Source organism: Rathayibacter sp. VKM Ac-2835 (assembly GCF_013266705.1).
Taxonomy (GTDB): domain Bacteria; phylum Actinomycetota; class Actinomycetes; order Actinomycetales; family Microbacteriaceae; genus Rathayibacter.
This window is the reverse complement of sequence record NZ_JABSNQ010000002.1, coordinates 983,264-1,005,207: the sequence shown is the minus strand read 5'-3', so window position 1 is coordinate 1,005,207 and position 21,944 is coordinate 983,264. Positions and strand designations below refer to the sequence as shown.

Below are 21,944 nucleotides of genomic sequence, written 5' to 3'. Positions count from 1 at the left end.
GGCGCTACGGGGTCGTGTGGACCTTCAGCTGGGCGGCCTGGAGGCCGGCGTCGGCGATCAGCTCGACGGCGTCGGCGGCGTCGGCGATCAGGATCGGCAGGGTCTCGCGCTCGGGGCCGGCGAAGTCCTTGAGGACGAAGTCGGCGGCGGGCTGGCGGCCGGGCGGGCGGCCGATGCCGACCCGCACGCGGAGGAAGTCGGCGCCGTCGGTCGCGGCGAGGATGTCGCGGATGCCGTTGTGGCCGCCGTGCCCGCCGCCCTGCTTGAGGCGCAGGGTGTCGAAGGGGATGTCGAGCTCGTCGTGCACGACGATCAGGCGCTCGGGCGCGAGGGAGTAGAAGTCGAGCAGCTGCGCCGTCGGGCCGCCCGAGAGGTTCATGAAGCTGTTCGGCTTGCCGAGGACCAGCTTCGGCCCGCCGGGGCGCAGGAAGCCCTCGGCGACGACCGCATTGGCGCGGTTGTGCCGGCGGAACGAGCCGCCTATCCGGGAGGCGAGCTCGTCGAGCACCATCTGCCCGACGTTGTGCCGGTTGCGCGCGTACTGCGCGCCCGGGTTGCCCAGTCCGACGACCAGCCAGGTCTCGCCCATCTCGTTTCCTCTTCTCGATGCGCTCAGCAGCGACGTCTTCCACGGGGCAGGACCCCTGAACGCGGAACGGGCCCGCTCGCGATCGCGGCGGGCCCGTTCGTGCGGGTGGTGCTCCGACTACTCGGCGGCCTCGGTGGGGGCGGCGGGCTCGGTGGGCTCGCCCTCCTCGCCCAGGTCCTGCTCGACCTCCTCGGTGACGTTCACGATGAGCGCCTCGGGGTCGGTGAGCAGCGTCGCGCCCTCGGGGAGGGTGACGTCGGCCGCGGTGATCTGCGTGCCGGCCTCGAGTCCCTCGACCGAGACGACGACGTTCTGCGGGATCTTCGTGGCGTCGACCTCGAGCGAGAGCGTGTTCGCCTCGGTCGAGACGAGCGTGCCGGGAGCGGCCTCGCCCTCGACGTGCACGGGGATGTCGACCGAGACCTTCTCGCCGAGGCGGATGACCGCGAGGTCGATGTGCTCGATGATCTGGCGGACCGGGTCGCGCTGGATGTCCTTGACCAGCGACGTCTGGGCGACGCCCTCGATGTCGAGCTCGAGGATCGCGTTCGCCTTGCGGACCAGCAGGAGGATCTGGTGGCCGGGGAGCGTGACGTGCACGGGCTCGGTGCCGTGGCCGTAGAGGACCGCGGGGATCTTGTTCTGGGCGCGGATCTTGCGGGCCGCTCCCTTGCCGAACGAGGTGCGGACCTCGGCGACGACCTTGTTGGTGAGTTCTGCCATTGTGTTCTCCTGGACGGCGCCGTGCGCCGCCTGCTCGGGTCCCGGCCTGGGGCCGCGGACGGGGTTTCGACTCGAACGCGTGTCTGCGTGAGGAAAGGTCCGCGGCGCTCCTTCCGGAGCCCCACCTGGTTCCACCGCGTCGATCACGGATGCACGGGGCATCCCTCGCCGAAGTTCAGCTGCCCACCCTACCGGCCGCGCGGCCGAGCCGCCACCCGCGGGCGCCCCTACCGCGCCCCCAGCCGGGCTGGCTAGCGTGCGGGCATGACTTCTGACGACTTCGGCTCCTACGTCGAGAAGAACGGCTTCCACCGCGACACCAACTACATCCCGACCCGCATCACCGCGGACGGCCGCGACGGCTACCCGGTGGAGGCGGGCCGCTACCGGCTCGTCGTCTCCCGCGCCTGCCCCTGGGCGAACCGCGCCGTGATCGTCCGCCGCCTGCTCGGCCTCGAGGACGCGCTCTCGATGGGGATCTGCGGCCCGACGCACGACAAGCGCAGCTGGACCTTCGACCTCGACCCGGGCGGCGTCGACCCGGTGCTCGGCATCCCGCGCCTGCAGGACGCGTTCCTCGCCCGCTTCCCCGACTACCCGCGCGGCATCACCGTGCCGGCCATCGTCGACATCCCCACCGGCCAGGTCGTCACCAACGACTACCCGGTGATGACGCTCGACTTCTCGAGGGAGTGGACGCAGTTCCACCGCGAGGGCGCTCCCGACCTGTACCCGGAGAAGCACCGCGACGAGATCGACGAGGTCGCCGAGCTGGTCTTCCAGGACGTCAACAACGGCGTCTACAAGTGCGGCTTCGCCGGCTCGCAGAAGTCGTACGAGCGGGCGTACGACGCGCTCTGGGCGCGACTCGGCTGGCTCGAGGAGCGCCTGAGCACGCAGCGCTACCTCGTCGGCGACACGATCACCGAGGCGGACGTCCGCCTCTTCACGACGCTCGCCCGCTTCGACGCCGTGTACTACAGCCACTTCAAGGCCAACCGGAACCTGCTCTCGGCGATGCCGGCGCTCTGGGGCTACGCCCGCGACCTGTTCGCCACTCCGGGCTTCGGCGACACCATCGACTTCCAGCACATCAAGTCGCACTACTACGAAGTCCAGCGCGACATCAATCCGACCGGCGTCGTGCCGAAGGGCCCGGACCTCTCCGGCTGGCTCGTCCCCTCGCACCGCGAGGAGCTCGGCGGCCGCCCGTTCGGCGACGGCACCCCGCCCGGCCCGCCGATCCCCTCCGAGGTCGTCCCCGAGGGCCACGGCGCCTGACCTCCCTGAACGGCCGTGCTCGAGAGGTTCCACCTCCGTGCACGGCCGCTCACGGCTGCGCGTCCGACCCCAGCGCTAGCCTGAACGGGTCCACCCTGAACGTGTACGTCGAGGAGAACCGTGTCTGACCAGCCCACCGCCACAGCCAACATCGGAGTCGTCGGTCTGGCGGTGATGGGCTCGAACCTGGCCCGCAACCTCGCCAGCCGCGAGGGCAACACCGTCGCCGTCTACAACCGCTCGTACGGGCGCACCGAGACGCTGATCACCGAGCACCCCGAGGCCGGCTTCGTCGCCTCGGAGACCATCGAGGCCTTCGCCGCCTCGCTGAAGACCCCGCGCACCGCGATCATCATGGTCCAGGCCGGCCGCGGCACCGACGCCGTGATCGAGCAGCTGACCGCCGCGTTCGAGCCCGGCGACATCATCGTCGACGGCGGCAACGCGCTCTTCACCGACACCATCCGCCGCGAGAAGACCGTCCGCGAGACCGGCATCCACTTCGTCGGCACCGGCATCTCCGGCGGCGAGGAGGGCGCGCTCAAGGGCCCGTCGATCATGCCCGGCGGCTCGGTCGAGTCGTACAAGACGCTCGGACCGATCCTCGCGTCGATCGCCGCGGTCGCCGAGGGCGAGCCCTGCGTGACCCACATCGGCACCGACGGCGCCGGCCACTTCGTCAAGATGATCCACAACGGCATCGAGTACGCCGACATGCAGCTCATCGCCGAGGCGTACGACCTGCTCCGCACCGTCGGCGGCCACGAGCCCGCCGCCATCGCCGACGTCTTCGACGCCTGGAACAAGGGCGACCTCGAGTCGTACCTGATCGAGATCACCGCCGAGGTGCTCCGCCAGGTCGACGCCGACACCGGCAAGCCGTTCCTCGACATCGTGCTCGACCAGGCCGGCTCGAAGGGCACCGGAGTCTGGACCGTGCAGAACGCGCTCGACCTGGGCGTGCCCGTCGGCGGCATCGCCGAGGCCGTCTTCGCCCGCGCCGTCTCCTCCAAGCCCGCGCAGCGCGCCGCCGTGCAGAAGCGCGTCACCTCGCGCCCCACCCCCGTCGCCCTCTACGACGGCTTCGAGGACGACGTCCGCGCCGCCCTCTACGCCTCGAAGGTCGTCGCCTACTCGCAGGGCTTCGACGCGATCATCGCCGGTGCCGAGAAGTACGGCTGGGAGATCGACAAGGGCGCCGTCGCGAAGATCTGGCGCGCGGGCTGCATCATCCGCGCCCAGTTCCTCAACCGCATCGTCGACGCCTACGCCGAGAACGCCGAGATCACGACGCTGCTCGAGGACCCGTACTTCGCCGAGGCCGTCGCCAACGGCGAGGCCGCCTGGCGCCGCATCGTCTCGACCGCCGCACTCTCGGGCGTCCCGATCCCCGGCTTCGGCGCCGCGCTGTCGTACTACGACTCGCTCGCCTCCGAGCGCCTGCCCGCCGCCCTCGTGCAGGGCCAGCGCGACTTCTTCGGCGCGCACACCTACCAGCGCGTCGACAAGGAGGGCACCTTCCACACGCTGTGGTCGGGCGACCGCACCGAGGTCGAGCAGGACCCGTCCACGCACTGACCCGCTGCCGCCGCCCGCGCGGCGCTCACGCAGAAGGCGCCCCCACCCGTCGGATCCTCGGATCCCGCGGGCGGGGGCGCCTTCGTCGTGGGGAGCGCGCGCCGGGTCAGCGCAGCCAGACGGTCGTGGCGGGCGGCAGCAGGCCGCCGTCGAGCGGGGCGCTCGCGAGCAGCACCTCGCCCTCGGGCAGCTCGACCGGCTCCTCTCCGAGGTTGGTCACCGAGTGCCAGCCGTTCGGGCGCGCGAAGTGCAGCACGCCGGGCTGCGCGTCCCGCCACTCGAGGCTCTCGTCGGTCTGCAGCTCGTGCCGGAGCGCGAGGGCGCGGCGGTAGAGCGCGAGCGTCGAGTCCTCGGCGAGCTCCTCCGCCTCGACGGAGGAGTCGGCGAACCAGGCGGGCTGGGGCAGGTGCGCGCCGCCGGGGCCGAAGCCGAAGGAGTCGCCGGTCGACTCCCAGGGCAGCGGGACGCGGCAGCCGTCGCGGCCGACGTCGGTGCCGCCGCTGCGGAAGAACGTCGGGTCCTGGCGGTCGGCGTCCGGGATGCCGGCCACCTCGTGCAGGCCGAGCTCCTCGCCCTGGTAGAGGTACGCCGAGCCGGGCAGCGCCAGCAGCAGGAGGGTCGCGGCGCGGGCGCGGCGCAGGCCCAGGGCGCGGTCGAGCACCGGCTCCGCTCCCCCGCTGAGCAGCCAGTGCTTCGCAGGCGCGGTCTCGGCCGCTCCCTTCTGCGGCAGGCCGTAGCGGGTCGCGTGCCGGACCACGTCGTGGTTCGACAGCACCCAGGTGGTCGACGAGCCCGAATCGGCGGCCAGCTCGAGGTTGAAGGTGATCAGCCGGCGGAACTCCTCCGCGTCGAGGCCGGCCTCGAGCAGGTCGAAGTTGAAGGCCTGGCCGAGCCCCTCGGGGCTCGCGTACCGGGCGCGGCGGGAGGCGTCGACCCAGGCCTCGGCGACGGCGGTGCGCGGCGGGTCGTAGGAGTCGAAGAGGGCGCGCCACTCGGCGTAGACCTCGTGCACCTCGTCGCGGTCCCAGAACGGGTGGCTGCCGTCGAGTCGCTGGCCGTCGATCTCGGCGGCCGTGGGGAGCGGCTCGGTGAGGTCCTTGACCAGCGAGTGCGCCACGTCGATCCGGAAGCCGTCGACGCCGCGGTCGGACCAGAAGCGCAGGGTCTCGAGGAAGTCGTCGCGGATCTCGCGGTTCGCCCAGTTCCAGTCGGGCTGCTCCTTCGCGAACAGGTGCAGGTACCACTGGCCGTCGCCGACCGGCTCCCAGGCGGGGCCGCCGAAGACGGACTCCCAGTCGCTCGGCGGCAGGGCGCCGCCCTCGCCGCGGCCGTCGCGGAAGACGTAGCGCTCCCGGGCGGGCGAGCCCTTCGGGGCGGCGAGCGCCTCCTGGAACCACGGGTGCAGATCGGAGGAGTGGTTGGGGACGATGTCGACGATCACGCGGATGCCGCTCTCGTGCAGCCGCGCCGTCATCTCGTCGAACTCGGCGAGGGTGCCGATCCGCGGGTCGACGTCGCGGTAGTCGGCCACGTCGTAGCCGCCGTCGGCCAGGGCCGAGGAGTAGAACGGGCTGAGCCAGACCGCGTCGATCCCGAGCTCGCGCAGGTACGGGATGCGCTCGAGGATGCCGGCGAGGTCGCCGATCCCGTCGCCGTTCGCGTCCGCGAAGCTCCGCGGGTAGATCTGGTAGACGGCCGCCTGCCGCCACCACTGGGCGTCCTCGGTCGTGCCGCTCCTGGTGAGTACCGTGTCCGTCACGGGTGTCCTTCCGTTCGTCGTGGTGTGTGGTCTGGTCTGATGCGGTGCGGTTCATGCTGATCGAGCAGCCCGCGCAGCGGGCGTATCGAGATCCACCGATGTCTGGACTGCTGCTCCGGGACCGCCCTCTCGGTGAGCGTGGGTCTCGATACGCCCCTGCGGGGCTACTCGACCAGCATGTTCGGGGCCGGCTCGTGCGCAGCACGGCACCCTCGCCTCCCGGAGTCGAGCCCGCGGGTCTCGGGGTGGTCGGCTGCAAGGCGGAGGAGGGAGGCGTAGCGGAGCTACGGCGACCGACGACAACGCCGCAGACGGCCGCCCCGAGGCCCGCGAGCCCTACTTGATGGCGCCCTGCGTCACGCCCGACATGACCCAGCGCTGGGTGAACAGGTAGACGATGATCGCCGGGGCCATCGCCATCAGGTAGGAGGCGAAGGCGACGTTGTAGTCGTTGCTGAACTGGGTCTGGAAGATCTTCTGCAGCACGGGGAGCGTCTGCAGCGACGGGTCCGAGGTGATCAGCGACGGCATCATGAAATCGTTCCAGGAGGCGAGGAAGGCGAAGATGCCGACCGTCGCGCTCATCGGGGCGAGCAGCGGGAAGACGAGCCGCCAGAAGACCTGGTCGGTGCTCGCGCCGTCGAGCCGGGCGCTCTCCTCGAGCTCCTCGGGCAGCGAGCGCAGGAACGCGGTGAAGAGCATCACGCTGAAGGACAGCTGGAACATCACGTGCAGGACGGCGACGCCGAGCGGGTTGTCGAGTCCGACGAGTCCGGTGAGCGACACCTGCGAGAGCGCGAGCACCGGGAACGGCAGGAACATCGCCGCGAGCAGGTAGAAGAACGACCAGCGGTAGAAGCGCTTGTCCCAGTTCCGCGAGATCGCGAACGCGGCGAGGGCCGAGAGCACGATCGTGCCGCCGACCGTGATCGCCGAGACGAAGACCGAGACGGCGAAGCCGCGGGGGAAGTCGGTCAGGTTCCAGGCCTGGACGAAGCCGTCGACCGAGAACGGCAGCGGGATCGAGAAGGCGTTGCCGTCGACCGCCTGGGCGCCGGTCTTGAAGGCCATGGTCAGGGTGACCCACAGCGGGCCGATCACCGAGAGGGCGCAGACCACGAGGACGAGGGTGAGCAGGAGGCTCGAGCGCCGCCGCTTCCCGCCGCGACGGGCGTCGGCGTCGACGGCGGCCCGGGTGCCGGGGAGGGACGGGGCGAGGGGGACCTGGCTGGTCATCAGAAGGCCGCCTTTCCGCGCGAGACGCGCAGCTGTACGAGCGCGATCACGAGCGCGATGAGGAAGAAGATCGTGGCGTTGGCCATCTGATAGGCGTAGTCGCCGCTGGTGAAGCCCGAGAAGATCGTCATCGCGACGCTGCGGGTCGAGGTTCCGGGGCCTCCGTCGGTCAGGCCGACGATGATGTCGTAGGAGTTGAGGAAGTTCTTGAAGCCGATCACGAGGTTGATCACGACGTAGCCCGCGACCAGCGGCAGCGTGATCGAGCGCAGCTGCCCCCAGCTGGAGGCGCCGTCGAGCGAGGCGGCCTCGTAGACGTCGCCGGGGATCGAGAGCACGCCGGCGATGTAGATCAGCAGCGCGGAGGGCACGGCCTGCCAGGCGGTCACGATCACGATCGCGAGCCAGGCGAGGTTCGGATCCGCGAGGATGCTGTCGGCCAGCGGCGTCGCTCCGACCGACTGCGCGAAGGCGGGCAGCGAGTTGGAGAAGAGGAAGTTGAAGACGAACGCGATGATGATGCCCGAGACGACCATCGGCAGCACGAACACGGCCCGCAGCGCGACCTTGCCGCGGATCTGCGAGGTCAGCGCGATCGCCAGGAGGAACGCGACGACGTTCACCAGGAGCACGGTCACCAGCGCGAGCCCCACGGTGAACCCGTAGGAGGCGAGGATCGCCGGGTCCGAGAACAGCGCGACGTAGTTGGTCAGGCCGATGAAGCTCCACTCGCCGAAGCCGATCGAGTCGGTGAAGCTGAAGAAGATCCCCATCAGGGCGGGCAGGGTGATCGCGAGCGTGAAGAGCACGAGCGCGGGGAGCAGGTAGAGCAGGAAGGTGCGATCGGCGCGCGGCTTCCGTCGCGGGGCGGCGGCCGGCCGAGGAGTCGCGGCGGTGCGCTCCTCCGGGCGGGCGGGGGCGGAGAGGGCCATGGTGTCTCGTCTCTGAGAGGGGGTCGGGGAGGTCTAGGAGCGGAACGCGATGCGCGCCCAGTCGGCGTCGATCGTGCGCAGCGTGGCGGCGGGGTCGGACCCGAGGGCGACGCCCTGGACGTAGTTCTGCAGCGGGATGTTCTGCGGCACGAGCTGCGAGGCGCCGAGGGTGAACGCCGCCCGGTCGTAGAACTCCTGCAGCTCGACGAGCGTGGGCTGGGTGACGGCGGGGGCGTCGGTGGTGACGCCGAAGGCGTTGTTGTCGGCGTTGTAGGCGTCGATGATCTCGGGCTGCATCAGGAAGGAGAGGAACTCGCGCGCCGCCGCCTTCTTGGTCGAGGCCTCCGGGATCCACAGCGCGAGGTCGACGTTCACCCGCACGCGGCGCTCGTCCGGGTCGTCCGTCATCGGCAGCGGGAAGGCGCCGATCGAGAGGTCCGGGGCGGTCTTCGCGATCTCGCTCAGCGCCCACGGGCCCTGGAAGTACATCGCCGCCTCGCCGTTCGAGAAGGCGAGGTTGCCGTCGCCGTAGGCCCGGCTGGCGGCGTTCGGCTGCGCGTAGCCGGCGAGCCGCACCATCTGCTCGACGGGTGCCGCGAAGTCCTTCTCGAACGAGACCGGCGAGGAGGGACCGACGTCGGCGCCCTGCTCCTTCAGCTGCGAGAAGAAGGCCTCGAGGTCGACGGTCCCGCCGACGGAGTAGTCGAACAGTCCCTGCGCGACCGTCCACGGGTCCTTGTAGGTGCCGTAGATCGGCGTGATGCCCGCGGCCGTCAGCGCGTCGCAGACCGCGAGGAACTCGGTCCAGGTGGTCGGCACCTCGAGGTTCTGCGCGGCGAAGATCTCGCGGTTGTAGAGCACCGCCGACATCATCAGCGAGTAGGGCAGCACGCTGGTGCGGCCCGGGTAGGACGCGGTCTGCTCGATCAGCGGCTGCAGGTCGGGGTTGATCCGCTTCGCCTCGGCGATGTCGGACAGGTCGCTCAGGGCGCCCCGCTCGACGAACCGCGCGACCTCGAAGTTGTAGTTGAGGCAGCCGAGGTCCGGCGGATTGGTGCGGACGAAGCCGGCGGAGAGGTTGGAGGAGAAGTCGTGCACGACCCGCACCCGCGACTGCGCGGCGTGGAAGCGCTCGATGACCTCGTCGAAGTAGCCGATCACCTCGGGCTTGGACTGGAAGAAGGTGATCTCGGTGACCCCGCCCGAACCGGAGGGGGAGGCGCAGGCGGCGAGGCCGAGCGCGGCGGCGCCGGCCGTTGCCGCGGTGAGGAGGGTGCGCCGGCTGAGGGCGGTGGTGGTGAGGGGCACGTCGTCGTCTCCCGGGTTGCGGATAAGTTGCTTCAGTGACTAAATCTAGGTAATAGATCTAGTACGCGATGTACTGTTGCAGCCGATCCGGCCGAGGTCAAGGGGAGCGTGGAGAAGATGTCCGACAGCAGGCTCTCCGCGAGCACCGGCTCGTTCCAGCGCCGGCGCAGCGCGCTCGACGTGCTCGAGCGCGCCTGGACCGGCGAGGCGATGACCGCCTCCGCCCTGATCGAGCGCACCGGCCTCACCCGATCGACCGTCATCGCTGTCTGCGACGACCTGATCGAGCTCGGCTGGCTGGAGGAGCTGGAGAACCAGCGCGCCGCCGGCGACTACGTGAAGGGCCGCCCCGCGCGCCGATACGCGCTGCGCCGCCGCGCCGGCGTCGTCGTCGGCGTCGACGCCGGGCAGCACAGCGTCGGCGTCTTCGTCGCCGATCTGCTCGGCGAGACCCTCGTCCGGCACGTCGAGCCGGTCGACCACGAGCGGGTCGAGGACCTCCCGCACGAGCGCCGCGTCGCCGACATCGCCCGGGTCCTCGACCGCGCCCTCCACCTCGCCGGCGTGACCGACGACGAGGTGCTCGCGCTGACCCTCGGCGTCCCGGCACCGGTCGACGCGCTCGGCCACTCCCCCGCCGGCGACAACGGCTTCTGGGGCGCGATGAACCCCGGTCTCGTCGACCAGTACTCCGGCCGCGGCTGGTCGCCCGTGGTCGACAACGACGCGAACCTCGCCGCGCTGGCCGAGGGCTGGCGCGGGGCCGCGATCGACTGCGACGACTACCTCGCCCTGCTCTCCGGCGAGCGGCTCGGCGGCGGCATCGTCCTCGGCGGCTCGCTGCTCCGCGGCGCCCGCGGGCTCACCGGCGAGATGCGCTACCTCGACCTGGTCGAGGGCGTCGGCTCCGCGGAGGGCATCGCCGCCCTCGCGCGCACCTGGGCCCGCGAGGCACTGGCCGTCCCGGGGCGGCCCGCGTCGCTCCTCGACGCCGTGGCGAAGCCGGGAGCGGCCGAGGTGCTCGCCGCCGCCGACGCGGGCGATCCGCTCGCCGCCGCCGTCGTCGCGCGGCTGATCGACCGCCTCACCGCCATCACCGCGACCGTCGCCAATCTGCTCGACGTCTCGCTGATCGTGGTCGGCGGGGCGCTGGCCGCCTCGGCCGGTCCGCTGCTCTCCGCCGTGTCGGAGCGGCTGGTGGGCGAGGTGCACGCCCCGGCGCCGCGGATCGTGCCCTCGACGCTCGGCGATCAGGCGGTCGCTCTCGGCGCCGTCCGCTCCGGGCTCGTGCGGGTGCGCGCGGATCCGCTCGCACTCCGGCTGCCGAGCCGCCCGGTCGAGACCGCCGCACTCGCCTGAGGCCCCACTACCGCCGGAAGGCGCGGACGATCAGCAGCAGCGCGAGCAGGACGGCGACCGCGGCGGCCGTCGCCGAGGGCAGCGCGAGCAGGAGGACCAGGGCACCCGCCGCCGAGACGACCGCAGGCCAGCGCGCTCCGGCGACTCCGCGGTCGAGCCGGCGCAGGATCAGCGCGATCAGCGAGGCGGCGACCGCGAACGCGAGCAGGGCGTCGGCGTCGAGGACGACCACCGCGAGCACCGACACCAGGCAGACGGCGAGCTGACCCGCGGCGGGCACCCCGGTGCGGCGGTTGCGGTGGTCGAAGGGGCTCGGGATCTCGCCCGCATCGGCCAGGCGGACCAGCGCCGAGGCGTCGCGCCGGGTCAGGGCGATGAGCGCGAGGAGGGTGGCGAGCACGGCCGCGATGCCGACCAGGGCGGCGGCAGGGGTCCCGGCCGCGACCGCGGAGAGCGAGGCCGGGACGTCGGCGAGCTCCTGCGGACCGACGAGCAGGAGCAGCCCGGAGCCGATCAGCGCCGCGACGAGGGCCGTGACGCCGATCGCGGGCAGCGACCGCCGCAGCGCCGGAGTCTCGCCGGTCTGGGCGGGGGCGAAGAGGAGAAGCAGGAGGGCGGCCGCCGTGACGCTGCCCTCCGCGCCGCCGATGACCGTCTCGGACGGGGTCGCGACGGGGTGCGCCAGGGCGAGGATCACAGCCGAGGCCAGCAGGAGGAGGAGCACGAGGCCCAGGAGCACCCGCGCCAGTCCGGGTGGGAGGACTCCGCCGCGGAGCACGAAGAGGGTCGTGCCGACGATCAGGAGCACGGCGACCGGGCGGGCGCTCGCGCCGACGACCGAGTCCGCGGCGGTCAGCGCGACGGCGGACGCCGCGAGCGCGCGACCGGCGAGCCCGAGCCACTCCCCCGTGGGCCCGTCGTGCACCTCGCGACCGGAGTCGGCGACCGCGCCGACGACGGCCATCGCCGCCGCGAGCCCGAGTCCCAGCAGCAGCCACCAGCCGGCCTCGAGGGCCGCGGGCGACCAGACCAGGAACAGCGCGGCGACCGCGACCGACGCCTGCGACAGCTCGGGCGCGCGCAGCAGACCCCCCGTCCGGGTCAGATCACCATGCGCGCGCATTCACTCATGCTAAGGCGTCGACCGCCTCCCGGAGCGAGCCGGAGGCCGCCGACCGCGGCAGCTGCGCGGACATTTCGCGCACCCTTGCTGATCGAGTAGCCCGCGCAGCGGGCGTATCGAGATCCACCGGCCTCAGACGCGGGTCTGCAGACCGCCCCACGGGCGACGCCGGGTCTCGATACGCCGCTCCGCGGCTACTCGACCAGCATGTGCCGCGCGGAGCGCGGACGTCTCCAGGCTGCGGCTTACGCGTCGCCGTCGAACATGGAGGTGACGGAGCCGTCGTCGAAGACCTCGTGGATCGCGCGGGCCAGCAGCGGGGCGATCGGCAGGATCGTCAGGCGGTCCCACTTCTTCTCCTCCGGCAGCGGCAGGGTGTCGGTGACGACGACCGAGTCGATGAACTCGGAGCTGAGCAGCTCGCGGGCCGGGTCGGAGAAGACGGCGTGGGTCGCGGCGACGACGACGCCGATCGCGCCGGCGGCCTTGAGGGCCTCGGCAGCCTTGGCGATGGTGCGGCCGGTGTCGATCAGGTCGTCGACGAGGAGGCAGACGCGGCCGCTGACCTCTCCGACGATCTCGTGCACCGAGACCTGGTTCGCGACCTTGGGGTCGCGGCGCTTGTGGATGATCGCGAGCGGCACGCCGAGCTTGTCGCTCCAGATGTCGGCGACGCGGACGCGGCCCATGTCCGGCGAGACGACGGTGAGGGTCGAGGGGTCGAGCTTCTCGCGGAAGTGCTCGAGCAGCACCGGCATGGCGAAGAGGTGGTCGACGGGGCCGTCGAAGAAGCCCTGGATCTGCGCGGCGTGCAGGTCGACCGACATGATGCGGTCGGCGCCGGCGGCCTTGAACAGGTCGGCGACGAGGCGGGCCGAGATCGGCTCGCGGCCGCGGCCCTTCTTGTCCTGGCGCGCGTAGGGGTAGAACGGCGCGACCACGGTGATCCGCTTGGCCGAGGCGCGCTTGAGCGCGTCGACCATGATCAGCTGCTCCATGAGCCACTCGTTGATCGGCGAGGTGTGCGACTGCAGGACGAAGACGTCCCCGCCGCGGACCGACTCGCCGTAGCGGACGTAGAGCTCGCCGTTCGCGAAGGTGCGCCCCTCGGTGGTGACCAGCTCGGTGCCCAGCTCGTCGGCGACCGCTTCCGCCAGTGCCGGATGCGCCCTCCCCGAGACCAGGACCAGGCTCTTCTTGTTGCTGGCGGTGATGCCCGTCACTGTGCTCCGCTTCCTCCGGTCGCGCGGTCGGTGCCCTCGGGCTCCGACGCCTGGGCGGCCTCGGCGGCGGTGGCCGACGCGGTTCCCGGACGATGGGTCTGCACCCATCCGGCCATGTTGCGCTGCGGAGCGACGGTGATGCCGAGGGCTCCGGCGGGGATGTCCTTGCGGATGACCGTGCCGGCGCCCGTGTACGCTCCGTCACCGATTCTAACGGGGGCGACGAAGACGTTGTGCGACCCGGCGCGCACGTGCGACCCGACGACGGAGGACGCCTTGTTCACCCCGTCGTAGTTGGCGAAGATCGAGCCGGCGCCGATGTTCGACTCCTCGCCGATCGTCGCGTCGCCGACGTAGGAGAGGTGCGGCACCTTCGAGCCGGCGCCGATCGTCGCGTTCTTGGTCTCGACGTAGGTGCCGATCTTGCCGCGCTCGCCGAGCACGGTGCCCGGACGCAGGAACGAGAACGGGCCGACCTGCGCCTGCGCGCCGATGACGGCCAGTGTCGCGTCCGAGCGCTTGATCACCGCGTCCTCGCCCACCTCGCAGGAGTCGAGCGTCGTGTCCGGTCCGATGATCGCTCCGGAGGCGATGACCGTCGGCCCCTTGATCTGCGTGCCGGGGAGGATCTCGACGTCGGGCGAGAGCACCGCGTCGACGTCGATCCAGGTCGTCGCCGGGTCCTGGATCGTGACGCCCTCGAGCTGCCAGCGGCGGACGATCCGGGCGTTCAGCTCGAGCGCCGCGTCCGCCAGCTGGGCGCGGTCGTTGATGCCCGCGACGAGCCAGCGGTCCTGCACCGGGACGGCCTCGATCGCGCGGCCGGCGGCCTTGAGCGCGGCGGCGGCATCGGTGAGGTACTTCTCGCGCTGCGCGTTCTCGACGCCGATCGCACCGATCACCGCGCGCAGGGCGGCCGCGTCGAAGGCGTAGACGCCGGCGTTGGTCTCGGTGAGCGCGAGCTCGGCGTCGCTCGCGTCCTTCTGCTCGACGATCGAGGCGAAGCCGCCGTCGGCGCCGCGGACGATGCGGCCGAAACCGGTCGGGTCCTCGAGGACGCAGGAGAGCATCGTCAGGGCGTTCGCCGCCGCGAGGTGCTCGTCGACCAGGCGGCGCAGGGTCGGGGCGTCGAGCAGCGGGACGTCGGCGCTGAGCACCACGACGGTCCCGTCGAAGTCGTCCGGCAGCGCGGCGAGGCCGAGCTCGACGGCGCGGCCGGTGCCGGGCACCTCGTCCTGATCGACGACGAGGGCCGCCGGCGAGTGGTCGAGGACCGCGGCCGCGACCCGCTCGCGCTCGTGCCGCACGACCGTGACGACGTGGCCCGCGTCGAGCGAGGCGGCCGTGTCGAGGACGTGCCCCAGCAGCGGGCGCCCGGCGAGGCGGTGCAGGACCTTGGGGGTGCGGGACTTCATCCGGGTGCCCTGACCGGCGGCCAGGATCACCACCGCGAGCGTGCTGTCGACCATGGTGCGCGTGCTCCTCCGTCCGGCACCGGTGCTCGGTGCTCGAGCTCCGCCACCAGGATTCGAACCTGGACCGGACAGCTCCAAAGGCTGCCGTGCTGCCGTTACACCATGGCGGACCGCGCTCGCGCGCGCCGTCCATCCTGCCATCCGCCCGCCCTCGCCGTCGCCGTGGCGCCCTCGGCCGGGAGGCTCCCGGCGACTCCCGGGCCGCGCACCCGCCACAATGGACGGGTGAGCGCGAATGACGAGGTGGACGGCATCGTCGACGCCTGGGTGCGCGAGCGGCCCGACCTCGACTTCACCCCCCTGCAGGTCTTCTCGCGGATGCGCCGGCTCGCCAAGCAGCTGGAGCGGGCACGCGGCAGCGCGTTCGGCCGCTCGGAGCTGGAGACCTGGGAGTTCGACGTCCTCTCCGCGCTCCGCCGCGCCGGCTCCCCCTACCGGATGAGCCCGAAGCAGCTGCTCCAGGCGACCATGGTCACCAGCGGAACGATGACCAATCGGATCGACCGGCTGGTCGAGCGCGACCTCGTCGAACGGCTGGACGATCCGAACGACGGCCGCGGCGTGCTGGTGCAGATGACGCCGTCGGGTCTGTCGCGGGTGGACGCGGCGATCACCCGGCTCGTCGACGCCGAGCAGGAGCTGCTCGGAGCCCTCACGCACGCACAGCAGGAGCGGCTGGCGCAGCTGCTCCGCAAGCTCTCGCTCGACTTCGGCTGACGTCCGCCGCGCTCCGGCTGCGGAGCATCAGCTGAGACCGTCCCTCCTCGCTGATCGCCGATGAGACCGCCTCTCAGCTGATGTTCTGCGCCGCACTCAGCCCTCGAGCAGCTCCGACAGCTCCAGCCAGCGCAGCTCGAGCCCGGCCGCCTCGTCCTGGTGCTCGCGCAGCTTCGCGTTCAGGCCCAGGATGCCGTCGTAGTCGTCCGGGTCGTGGGTCGCCATCTTCTCGTGCACCGCGGCGGAGAGCTGCGTCAGCTTGTGCAGGCGCCGGTCGATCGCCGACACCTCCTTCTCGGCGGTGCGCCGCTCGGCGCCGCCGAGGCCGGACGGAGCCGGAGCGGACCCACCCGTCGAGCCGCCAGCGGGCGCGCCCTTCTCCAGCGCGCGGCGCAGGTCGAGGTACTGCTCCACTCCCCCGGGCAGGTGGCGGAACGCGCCGTCCATCACGGCGTACTGCTGATCGGTGACCCGCTCGAGCAGGTAGCGGTCGTGCGAGACGACGAGCAGCGTGCCGGGCCAGGAGTCGAGCAGGTCCTCGATCGCGGCGAGCATGTCGGTGTCGAGGTCGTTGGTGGGCTCGTCGAGGATCAGCACGTTCGGCTCGCTCAGCAGGATCAGCAGCAGCTGCAGCCGACGGCGCTGACCACCGGAGAGGTCCTTCACCGGCGTCGACAGCTGCGCGCTGGAGAAGCCGAGGCGCTCGAGCAGCTGCCCCGGCGTCATCTCCTTGCCGCCGATCGAGTAGCTGGTGCGCTGCTCGGCGATGATCTCGCGGACCGGCTGGTGCTGCACCTCGGTCAGCTCGCGCAGCTGCTGGTCGAGGATCGCGACGCGGACGGTCGTGCCGCGCTTGACCTTGCCGCTGGTGGGCTGCACGCTGCCGGCCACGAGGCCGAGCAGCGTCGACTTGCCGGCGCCGTTCACGCCGAGGACGCCGGTCCGCTCGCCCGGCGCGATCCGCCACTCGATCCGGTTGAGCACGGTCCGCTCGCCGTAGCGGACGGTGACGTCGAGCAGGTCGACGACGTCCTTGCCGAGCCGCGAGACGGCGAGCTGCGACAGCGAGACGGAGTCGCGCACGGGCGGCTCGTTCTCGATCAGCTGGTTCGCCGCGTCGATGCGGAACTTGGGCTTGGCCGTGCGGGCCGGAGCGCCGCGGCGCAGCCAGGCCAGCTCCTTCTTCATCAGGTTCTGCCGCTTCGACTCCATGGTCGAGGCCATCCGGTCGCGCTCGACGCGCTGCAGGATGTAGGCCGCGTAGCCGCCCTCGAAGGGCTCGACCAGGCGGTCGTGCACCTCCCAGGTGGCGGTGCAGATCTCGTCGAGGAACCACCGGTCGTGGGTGACGACCGCGAGGCCGCCCGAGGTGGCGGCCCAGCGGCGCTTGAGGTGCTCGGCGAGCCAGGCGATGCCCTCGACGTCCAGGTGGTTGGTGGGCTCGTCGAGGAAGACGACGTCCCAGTCGCCGACGAGCAGCTTGGCCAGGGCGACGCGGCGGCGCTGGCCGCCCGAGAGCGCGCCGACGACGCCGTCCCAGGGGACGTCGCGCAGCAGCCCGGCGATGACGTCGCGGGTGCGCGCGTCTCCGGCCCACTCGTGCTCCTCGAGGCCGCCGACGACGGCCTGGGCGACGGTGAGCTCCTCGTCCACGGTGTCGGCCTGGTCGAGCATGCCGAGCGTCACGCCGCGGCGGTGGGTCACCCGGCCGCCGTCGGGCTCGATGCGCTGCGCGAGCAGGCGGAGGAGGGTGGACTTGCCGTCGCCGTTCCGGCCGACGATGCCGATCCGATCGCCCTCCTCGATGCCGAGGGAGACGTCGTCGAAGATGACCCGCGTGGGGTACTCGAGGCGGAGCGACTCAGCGCCCAGGAGATGTGCCATAGGGGCCGAGTTTACCGGGGGCCGCCTCCGCGGATCCCCACGGGCGGACGCGGTGCGCTCAGGCGACCGTCACGGTGCGCATGTGCCAGCCGGTCGCGCCGTCGGGAGCGGGCGGCGCCTCGTCCTGGGTCTGCACCAGGCCCTCGGAGTCGGTGGCACGGACCAGGACGACGTGGTCGCCCGCGATCGCGTCCCACTCGTAGACCCACTGGATCCAGGTGTCGGCGGTGACGGCCTCGGCGAGGCGCGCCTCCTGCCAGGCGCCGCCGTCGATCTGCACCTCGACCTTCGAGATGCCGGTGTGCGGCGCCCAGGCGACGCCCGCGACCGCGACCGTGCCGGACGGGACGGCCTGGCCCTGGCGCGGGACGTCGATGCGCGACTCGACCTTGATCGGGCCGCGCTCGGTCCAGCCGCGGGTCGACCAGTAGGCGACGTCGTCCTCGAACGTGGTGACCTTGAGCTCGGTGACCCACTTGGTCGCCGAGACGTAGCCGTAGAGGCCCGGGACGACCATCCGCACCGGGAAGCCGTGCTCGACCGGGAGCGGCTGGCCGTTCATGCCGACCGCCAGGAGGCTGGCGCGACCCTCGTCGGTCAGCACCTCGAGCGGGCTGGAGGCGGTGAACCCGTCGATGCTGCGGGAGAGCACCATGTCGGCGCCGGCGGTCGGGCGGGCACGGGCGAGCAGCTCGCGGATCGGGTAGCCGAGCCAGAGCGCGGTGCCGATCAGGTCGCCGCCGACCTCGTTCGAGACGCAGGAGAGGGTGACGAGGTGCTCCTCGAGCGGGAGGGCGAGCAGCTCGTCCCAGGTGAGGGTGATCTCCTCCTCGACCATGCCGGTGATCGTCAGCGACCAGTCCGCCGGGTCGACGCTCGGCACGGAGAGCGCGGTGTCGATCCGGTAGAAGTCGTCGTTCGAGGTGACGTAGGGGCTGATGCCCTCGATGTCGTCGAGGACGCCGGTCGCGGGGATCGGCGCGGCGGTGGCGGCGGGGGTCGGCAGCACGACGGCCTCGCGGACCGCGGTGACGGCGGAGGCGGCGGCCGTGACGACCCGCGCGCCCACGCCCGCGACGACGGCGGCGGCGCCGGCGATGCCGACCAGGCGGAGGAAGGAGCGGCGGTCGGTCGAGCCCTGGGCGGGCTCCTCGTCCCAGGCGCGCAGGCGGGCGGAGGCGGCGCGCAGCACCATCGCGCCGGCGACCATGCCGACGACGCTCGGCGCGGCGTCGATGCCGGAGGCGCCCTCCCGGCTGACGGCCGCGAGCGCGCCGAGTCCGGCGACGGCGGCGAGGAGCAGGACGCCGAGCGGGGTCTTGCGGTACTCCAGCAGCCCGGCGGCGATCGCGAGCAGGGCGACCGCGAGGCCGAGCGAGACGAGGAGGACGAGCTTGTCGCCGGTGCCGAACAGGGCGATGACCGTGTCCTTGACGCCCGGCGGGACGATGTCGATCACGAAGCCGCCGACCGCGACCAGCGGACTGCCGCCGGCGCCTGTGAAGACGGCGACGAGCTCGGCGGTCGCGAGGGTGACGGCGGCCGAGACGAGTCCGGTGAGGATCGCGAACAGTGCTACTCGTCTGGGGGCCATGAGCGGCACTCTAGGCCACGAGATCGAGCGTTCTCTGCGGACGGCGCGTGCTCGCCCTCATGCTGATCGAGCAGCCCTCGCAGAGGGCGTATCGAGATCCACCGTGTCCAGCAGGGCGGGTCTCGATACGCCGCTGCGCGGCTACTCGACCAGCATGGTGTGGCGACTGCTCGACCTGCACGGTGTGACGGCTGCGCGACGCGCGTGGTCAGGTGGAGAGGAGGCGGGCGCCGTGGACCGGGCCGGAGACGCGGACCGCACGCATCCGGGCGGCCGTCAGCTCGAGCTGCAGGTCGAGCGCCGCGTCGGCGTCGGGCAGAAGGAACGCGACCGTCGGGCCGGAGCCGGAGACGAGGCCGCCGAGGGCGCCGCTCTCCTCGCCGCGCTCGAGGATGCGCGCGAGCCCGGGCTGCAGGTGCAGCGCCGGCGCCTGCAGATCGTTGTGCATGGCGTCGGCCAGCATGGCGGCGTCCCCCGCGCGCAGGGCCTGGAGGACGTTGGGGTCGATGCTCGGCGTCGCGGAGATCGGCCGGAAGTCGTGCAGGTGCCGCTCGCGGTGCCGGTCGAGCTCGCGGTAGACCTCGGGGGTCGACAGGCCCTGCTCCGAGAGCACGAGCACCCACTCGAAGCGGCCCTTGGCGAGCGCGGGGCTCAGCTCGTCGCCGCGGCCGACGCCGATCGCGGTGCCGCCGGTGAAGGAGAACGGGACGTCGGCGCCGAGTCCGGCGGCGATCCCGAGCAGCTGCTCGCGGGTGCAGGCGGTGCCCCACAGGGCGTCGCAGGCCAGCAGGGTCGCGGCGGCGTCGGCCGAGCCGCCGCCCATCCCGCCGGCGATCGGCACGTTCTTCTCGATCTCGAGGTGCACGCCGCCGCGGTAGCCGGTCGCCCGGGCGAGCGCCCGCGCCGCCTTGATCGCGAGGTTCGACCCGTCGACGGCGAGGCCGCGGGTGTCGATCGAGCCGGAGAACTCGACCGAGAAGTCGGGCGCATCGCTCGCGCGGACGTCCTCGTAGAGGGACAGCGACTGGAAGGCGGTGGCGAGCTCGTGGTAGCCGTCCTCGCGGACGGCGCCGACCTTCAGGTAGACGTTGATCTTGCCTGGCGCTCGCGCGTGGACCCGGTTCGACGTCGTCGCGCGATGGGCCATGCGACCACGCTACAGGGTGGCGGAGCCGCGCTCGTCCGCGGCGGGAGCGCTCTCGTCGGCGTCCTCCGCGTCGCCGTCGACGTCGCCGTCCTCGCTCGCTGCGGCGGGCACCGCGCCGCCACGGACCGGCACACGTGCCGGGTCGAGAGCCCGACCGAGGGCGGTGAACGCCGCGACGTCGAGCTCCTCGCCGCGGGCCGTCTGCGGCACTCCGGCCGACTCGAGCGCGGCGATCGCGGCGGTGCTGTCGCCGAAGAGCGCGGCGAGCGACTGGCGGAGCATCTTCCGCCGCTGCGCGAAGGCCGCGTCGACCACCGCGAAGACCGCCCGGCGCAGGGTCTCGTCGCCCGGCTCCTCGCCGCGCTCGAACGAGACCAACACGCTGTCGACGTTGGGGACGGGCCAGAAGATCTGCCGGGAGACGGTGCCGCCGGTCGTGAAGGAGCCGAACCAGGACGCCTTCACGCTCGGGCCGCCGTAGACCTTGGAGCCCGGGCCGGCCGCGAGGCGGAGCCCGACCTCGGACTGCACCATCACCACGCCGGAGCGGATGCTCGGGAAGTGCTCGAGGAAGTGCAGCAGCACCGGCACCGAGATGTTGTACGGGAGGTTCGCGACGAGCCGCACGGGCTCGCCCGGCAACTCGAGCACCTTCATCGCGTCGGCGCGGATCACCGTGAGCTCGGCGGCGGGCGCCATCAGCTGGACGGTGCGGGGCAGCTGCTCCGCGAGCCGGCCGTCGATCTCGACGGCGACGACTCCGGCACCCGCCTCGAGCAGGCCGAGGGTGAGCGAGCCGAGGCCCGGGCCGATCTCGACGACGCTCTCGCCCCGCTCCACGCGGGCGAGCTTGACGATGCGGCGGACGGTGTTGGCGTCGTGCACGAAGTTCTGGCCGAGCTTCTTCGTCGGAGTGACGTCGAGCAGCTGGGCGAGATCGCGGATCTCGGCGGGTCCGAGCAGCTTCGGGACGGCGTCCTCGTCGGGCCCCGCCTCCGCGGCGTGCCGGCCGGTCATGCCAGCTGCCCGACCGGCTCCGACGGCTCCGAGCCGACCTCGCCGCCCCACTCGCCGTAGACCTGCTCGGTGTTCGAGGCGATCGTGGCGGCCAGGTGGCCGACGTCGGTCTCGAGCGTCGCGGCCATCGAGCGGAGGGTGTGCGGGATCAGGTAGGGCGCGTTCGGGCGGCCGCGGAACGGCTCCGGAGTGAGGTAGGGCGCGTCGGTCTCGACGAGGATCAGGTGCCGCGGTGTGGCGACCAGGGCCTCGCGCAGCGACGCCGCGTTCTTGAACGAGACGGTGCCGGCGAAGGAGAGGTACCAGCCCTCGTCCGCGCACATCCGCGCCATCTCGGCGTCGCCGGAGAAGCAGTGGAAGACGGTGCGCTCGGGGGCGCCGACCCGGCGGAGGGTCTCCATGACCTCGCGGTGCGCGTCGCGGTCGTGGATCTGCAGCGCGATCCCGGTCTCCTTCGCGATGCGGATGTGCTCCTCGAACGAGCGGAACTGGGCGGCGCGGCCGCTCTCGCCGGTGCGGAAGAAGTCGAGACCGGTCTCGCCGACGGCGCGCACGCGCGGCTGGGTCGCCAGCTCGGCGATCACGGCGAGAGCGTCGTCGAGCTCGCCGCGCTCCTCGAGGGCGGGCGCCTCGTTGGGGTGGATCGCGACGGCGGCGAGCATGCGCGGCTCGGAGGCGGCGCGCTCGGCCGACCAGCGGCTGGTCTCGACGTCGGTGCCGACCTGCACGACGCCGCGGACGCCGACCGTGGAGGCGCGGTCGAGCTGCTCCCGATAGTCCAGGGGCTCGAGGCCGTCGCTGATCTCGAGGTGCGTGTGGTTGTCGTAGACGGGGACGACGAGCGCCTCGGGCAGCGGCGGGTACGTCAGGTCGCGGCCGGACGTGTTCTCGCGGGCGCGGACGTGCTGGCTGTCGGTCATGCGTCCAGGCTACCGGGGCGGGGCGGCGGGGCCCCGGAGGGTGGATCCGGAGAACCCGCGCCGGCGGACGGTGGATCTC

Annotated in this window: 18 protein-coding genes and 1 tRNA gene; 4 read left to right on the top strand and 15 right to left on the bottom strand. The window is 72.3% G+C overall.

Annotated elements, in window-relative coordinates; translation table 11 throughout:
* Positions 1 to 4 precede the first annotated feature (4 nt).
* Both pth and HRK28_RS12415 read right to left on the bottom strand, forming a co-directional pair.
* Positions 5 to 589: an aminoacyl-tRNA hydrolase gene (pth, locus tag HRK28_RS12420; protein ID WP_173251762.1), complete on the bottom strand. Its 585-nt coding sequence runs from the start codon at positions 587 to 589 to the stop codon at positions 5 to 7.
* Positions 590 to 706: 117 nt separating this feature from the next.
* The gene (locus HRK28_RS12415; protein ID WP_160090442.1) at positions 707 to 1,312 is read right to left on the bottom strand and encodes a 50S ribosomal protein L25/general stress protein Ctc; all 606 of its coding nucleotides are present in this window, start codon (positions 1,310 to 1,312) and stop codon (positions 707 to 709) included.
* Between the two features lie 264 nt (positions 1,313 to 1,576).
* On the opposite strand from HRK28_RS12415, the gene HRK28_RS12410 reads away from it, so the two are divergent.
* Both HRK28_RS12410 and gndA read left to right on the top strand, forming a co-directional pair.
* Positions 1,577 to 2,593 carry a glutathione S-transferase family protein gene (locus tag HRK28_RS12410; protein WP_173251760.1) on the top strand — a complete coding sequence of 339 codons (1,017 nt, stop codon included), beginning with the start codon at positions 1,577 to 1,579 and terminating at the stop codon, positions 2,591 to 2,593.
* Positions 2,594 to 2,713: 120 nt separating this feature from the next.
* Positions 2,714 to 4,171, top strand: coding sequence for an NADP-dependent phosphogluconate dehydrogenase (gndA, locus tag HRK28_RS12405; RefSeq protein WP_132437722.1), 1,458 nt, complete (start codon positions 2,714 to 2,716; stop codon positions 4,169 to 4,171).
* Between the two features lie 106 nt (positions 4,172 to 4,277).
* On the opposite strand, the gene HRK28_RS12400 is transcribed toward gndA, so the two are convergent.
* The 4 genes from HRK28_RS12400 to HRK28_RS12385 form a co-directional block, all read right to left on the bottom strand.
* On the bottom strand, positions 4,278 to 5,930 hold the full coding sequence (locus HRK28_RS12400; protein ID WP_173251759.1) for a glycoside hydrolase family 13 protein: 1,653 nt from the start codon (positions 5,928 to 5,930) through the stop codon (positions 4,278 to 4,280).
* 336 nt (positions 5,931 to 6,266) lie between these two features.
* A complete protein-coding gene (locus tag HRK28_RS12395) occupies positions 6,267 to 7,166 on the bottom strand; it encodes a carbohydrate ABC transporter permease (protein ID WP_173251758.1) in 900 nt (299 codons plus the stop codon).
* The gene (locus HRK28_RS12390; protein ID WP_160090446.1) at positions 7,166 to 8,098 is read right to left on the bottom strand and encodes a carbohydrate ABC transporter permease; all 933 of its coding nucleotides are present in this window, start codon (positions 8,096 to 8,098) and stop codon (positions 7,166 to 7,168) included. Before HRK28_RS12390 ends, HRK28_RS12395 begins: the two co-directional genes overlap by 1 nt.
* 33 nt (positions 8,099 to 8,131) lie before the next feature.
* Positions 8,132 to 9,406, bottom strand: coding sequence for an extracellular solute-binding protein (locus HRK28_RS12385; RefSeq protein WP_173251757.1), 1,275 nt, complete (start codon positions 9,404 to 9,406; stop codon positions 8,132 to 8,134).
* Positions 9,407 to 9,523: 117 nt separating this feature from the next.
* Here HRK28_RS12385 and HRK28_RS12380 point away from each other — a divergent pair, with 117 nt between their 5' ends.
* Complete coding sequence (locus HRK28_RS12380; protein WP_173251756.1) at positions 9,524 to 10,765, top strand: ROK family protein; 1,242 nt, start codon at positions 9,524 to 9,526, stop codon at positions 10,763 to 10,765.
* A gap of 7 nt (positions 10,766 to 10,772) precedes the next feature.
* On the opposite strand, the gene HRK28_RS12375 is transcribed toward HRK28_RS12380, so the two are convergent.
* From HRK28_RS12375 to HRK28_RS12360, 4 genes are all read right to left on the bottom strand, one after another.
* Positions 10,773 to 11,888: a hypothetical protein gene (locus tag HRK28_RS12375; protein WP_173251755.1), complete on the bottom strand. Its 1,116-nt coding sequence runs from the start codon at positions 11,886 to 11,888 to the stop codon at positions 10,773 to 10,775.
* A 245-nt stretch (positions 11,889 to 12,133) separates the two neighbouring features.
* Positions 12,134 to 13,111: a ribose-phosphate diphosphokinase gene (locus HRK28_RS12370; protein WP_123447631.1), complete on the bottom strand. Its 978-nt coding sequence runs from the start codon at positions 13,109 to 13,111 to the stop codon at positions 12,134 to 12,136.
* Positions 13,108 to 14,580 (bottom strand): bifunctional UDP-N-acetylglucosamine diphosphorylase/glucosamine-1-phosphate N-acetyltransferase GlmU, encoded by a 1,473-nt coding sequence (gene glmU, locus HRK28_RS12365; protein ID WP_160090450.1) that lies wholly within the window; start codon positions 14,578 to 14,580, stop codon positions 13,108 to 13,110. The genes HRK28_RS12370 and glmU overlap by 4 nt, the downstream gene beginning before the upstream one ends.
* A 44-nt stretch (positions 14,581 to 14,624) precedes the next feature.
* A tRNA-Gln gene (locus tag HRK28_RS12360) sits at positions 14,625 to 14,696 on the bottom strand.
* Between the two features lie 115 nt (positions 14,697 to 14,811).
* Between HRK28_RS12360 and HRK28_RS12355 the strand changes: the two genes are divergently transcribed.
* Positions 14,812 to 15,303, top strand: coding sequence for a MarR family winged helix-turn-helix transcriptional regulator (locus HRK28_RS12355; RefSeq protein ID WP_244231653.1), 492 nt, complete (start codon positions 14,812 to 14,814; stop codon positions 15,301 to 15,303).
* Positions 15,304 to 15,399: 96 nt separating this feature from the next.
* Here the strand turns inward: HRK28_RS12355 and HRK28_RS12350 are convergent, their stop codons facing one another.
* From HRK28_RS12350 to HRK28_RS12330, 5 genes are all read right to left on the bottom strand, one after another.
* Positions 15,400 to 17,187, bottom strand: a complete 1,788-nt coding sequence (locus HRK28_RS12350) for an ABC-F family ATP-binding cassette domain-containing protein (protein WP_160090452.1) — start codon at positions 17,185 to 17,187, stop codon at positions 15,400 to 15,402.
* Positions 17,188 to 17,245: 58 nt separating this feature from the next.
* Complete coding sequence (locus HRK28_RS12345; RefSeq protein ID WP_173251752.1) at positions 17,246 to 18,781, bottom strand: molybdopterin-dependent oxidoreductase; 1,536 nt, start codon at positions 18,779 to 18,781, stop codon at positions 17,246 to 17,248.
* Positions 18,782 to 18,989: 208 nt separating this feature from the next.
* Entirely contained in the window at positions 18,990 to 19,928 is a 939-nt protein-coding gene (locus HRK28_RS12340) for a 4-(cytidine 5'-diphospho)-2-C-methyl-D-erythritol kinase (protein WP_160090454.1), read from the bottom strand.
* Positions 19,929 to 19,937: 9 nt separating this feature from the next.
* Positions 19,938 to 20,945: a 16S rRNA (adenine(1518)-N(6)/adenine(1519)-N(6))-dimethyltransferase RsmA gene (gene rsmA / locus HRK28_RS12335; RefSeq protein ID WP_173251750.1), complete on the bottom strand. Its 1,008-nt coding sequence runs from the start codon at positions 20,943 to 20,945 to the stop codon at positions 19,938 to 19,940.
* A complete protein-coding gene (locus HRK28_RS12330) occupies positions 20,942 to 21,865 on the bottom strand; it encodes a TatD family hydrolase (protein ID WP_173251748.1) in 924 nt (307 codons plus the stop codon). Before HRK28_RS12330 ends, rsmA begins: the two co-directional genes overlap by 4 nt.
* Positions 21,866 to 21,944 lie beyond the last annotated feature (79 nt).